We start from the raw sequence: 2,585 nt of genomic DNA, 5'->3' as shown, positions 1-2,585 counted from the left end.
AGCAACGGCCTTCAAGCTCCAGGCAAGAGCGTCATGCACCCGGAGTTGACGGGAAGCTCCTTACGGAATTGTTAGGCCGCGAACAAGCCGCCACGACAAGCGTCAATGTCCAACACCAGGTCAAGTTTGCGGTGACAGTCTGTGCACTCGAAGAGGGCAGAGAGCGACTGAGCTGGACGACTTTCTGAAGTTGCGTCATTTGCAGGAAACCCCTCGCTGGAAACGACAGCCAACCTGCCCTGCTCAATCCACTCCAGCAGCTTTAGCTGAGTCCAATAGTAGTCACCGGGGAGTTGGAATCCACGGGGACTTGTCCAGTACTCACACGAACGGCAAGTGTCCATTAGCGGCCTAACGCCAGAATTAAGCCGAGCCGCGAAGCGGCTTCGGCTTGAATGAACTGTTAGATGCCATCCTTGAGCTCCCCGGAGAAAGCTTTGTTGTAGTGCCCGAGCGACTGATTGCAGCGCGCAATGATCTCCTGCTCGACCTCTGCCGGAGCCACGTCGTATCTGAGGGAGATCGCTTTGGCGAGATGCTTGACTGTATCCGCCAGAATGTCACCCCAAGCCGTGGTCTCGCCTGCACTCTCTTCAGGGGGATAAAGACCGACGTTGAGCGAAACAAGAAGATCATGGCGTGTCACCCAAACACGGGCGACCTCAAGCGCTTCCGAGTCTTCAGCTGCACCATCCGGCAAAGGCAGTTCTCTTTCCATAGCATCTAACGCCAGAGTTAAGCCGCACCGCGGAGCGGTGTCGGCTTGAATGAAATGTTAGGCCGCTCTACTTGCATCTGTAGCGCCCCGACATGTTAGGTGGCTGACCATCAACTGGCGCCGTAAACACAAGTGGCTCATCTGCGACCTCTGCCCGCCCATTGCAGCGATCGTCTGCCGCCTTTTGAAAGATTACGCGCCACTCGGGGTCGGCGGGGTTTTCCGCGATAGCGCCCATCTCAACTTCGAGGCTCTCGAAAGTTGCCGAGTTGCAGCCTCCAAGCACCAGTATGCTAATGACGAGCGCTCTCTTCATTGCCTAACGCCAGAGTTATGCCGCACCGCGAAGCGGTGTCGGCTTGAACGACCTGTTAGGCCTAGCGCCGTGACCGGAGCCGAGAACTGCAGCCGACCATGCATGGGCCTTTCCCGAGCGGAATGTAGCAGCTTGCAGCGACCTGTGAGCTACCCCGACTTGTCTGCCCGAAGCCTGCTCTCAGGAACAGATCCGCTGACTCTACCGAAGCCACTTGCGACGCATCAGTGGCCAACGCGGAACTACGCCTTTGCGGCTGCACTGCGGCGGTAACAAGCCTAACGCCAGAATTAAGCCGTGCCGCGAAGCGGCATCGGCTTGAATGACATGTTAGGCCTTAGCGCCGCAACCGGAGCCCAGAACTGCGGCCGGCTGCTGTGCCATGACCTAACCCCGGCCAGAAATGTATCAGCTTGCGATCCCTGGCGCCCCCGAAGACGGGGGCCGGCCGAAGCGGGAAAAATGGCGCCGGCAATATCGAAGGCTGGGGGCGTTGTGCGAGTGACCGAAGCACAGAGCCGGGCGAGTATCAGCCACGACAACGCGTCGCCCCCCCACTCGGCGCACGCCTGCGGCAACAGGCCTAACGCCAGAGTTAAGCCGCACCGCGGAGCGGTGTCGGCTTGAATGAACTGTTAGACCTCACCCAGCTTCCACTTTTGGGTAGATGCGTCGCTTTCGCCTTAAAGGACGAGCCCGTCCCTCTATAAACTCTACGACGCCCAAGCAAATTGCTTTATCCAAGAATGGGCGCTCAGGACTTGAGTAGTGATTGGCAGCGAGTACGCCAATAGCAGCGACGGCCTGAGAGTCAAGCTGTGACAAATTGCAGGCTGCTTCTACCTCACCGAAAGCGAGGAGCTCTGGGATGAGGTCACCTGGGTCGAAGTTCACCCTGGAACGAGCGCCGTCAAGAATTTTCTCTGCATCCAGCATGTTCACTCTCACTTGGGTCTAACGCCAGAGTTAAGCCGAGCCGCGAAGCGGCTTCGGCTTGAATGAATTGTTAGACCGCGGCCCCGGCACCATGACGCGAAGCCACGAACGCCTGAGCCTTCTCTAAGGCCCCGGGTGGCCATTGGTCTACCTTACTGTCCGGTGCCAAATACTGGTCCACGAAGTCTCTGGAGAATGCCTGAGCCGAATAGGATTGGCCTGCTCTCAGAGCAATATCAGAGTTCTTGTACCGAAGGTCCAATACAGCGATAGGAAATGTCTCTCACAGATGTAGCGTTGATGCAACCGCTTGGCGCCAATTGCAGGGCGGCAATCCGAAGACGCGGTGAAGTGTCATCGACTCTAAACGCATATCTTGGTCATTGGGGAGTGCCCCGATAATGTCCATGACAAAGGATGTGAGGATGACGCCCATTGGTGTCTGGCTGGGGCGCGTCTCAGCTTCCGGCAACGGAAGACCCTCCGGCGCACTTATCAGTTGCTTTTTACGAAATGGCCACATGGCTACCCCCGCGGTCTAACGCCAGAGTTAAGCCGAGCCGCGAAGCGGCTTCGGCTTGAATGAACTGTTAGGCGGCACTGGCGCGAACCTTG

The 2,585-nt window shown here is 57.7% G+C and carries 1 protein-coding gene; it reads right to left on the bottom strand.

Annotated features, from left to right (window positions below):
* Nucleotides 1-403 precede the first annotated feature (403 nt).
* Nucleotides 404-718 carry a DUF5076 domain-containing protein gene (locus tag AC3A3X_RS17795; protein WP_487584305.1) on the bottom strand — a complete coding sequence of 105 codons (315 nt, stop codon included), beginning with the start codon at nt 716-718 and terminating at the stop codon, nt 404-406.
* Between the last annotated feature and the right edge of the window lie 1,867 nt (nt 719-2,585).

Source organism: Lysobacter sp. Soil_N_23, from assembly GCF_057656135.1.
Note: the sequence above shows the minus strand (reverse complement) of the source record. Positions and strands in the feature narration are given on the sequence as shown.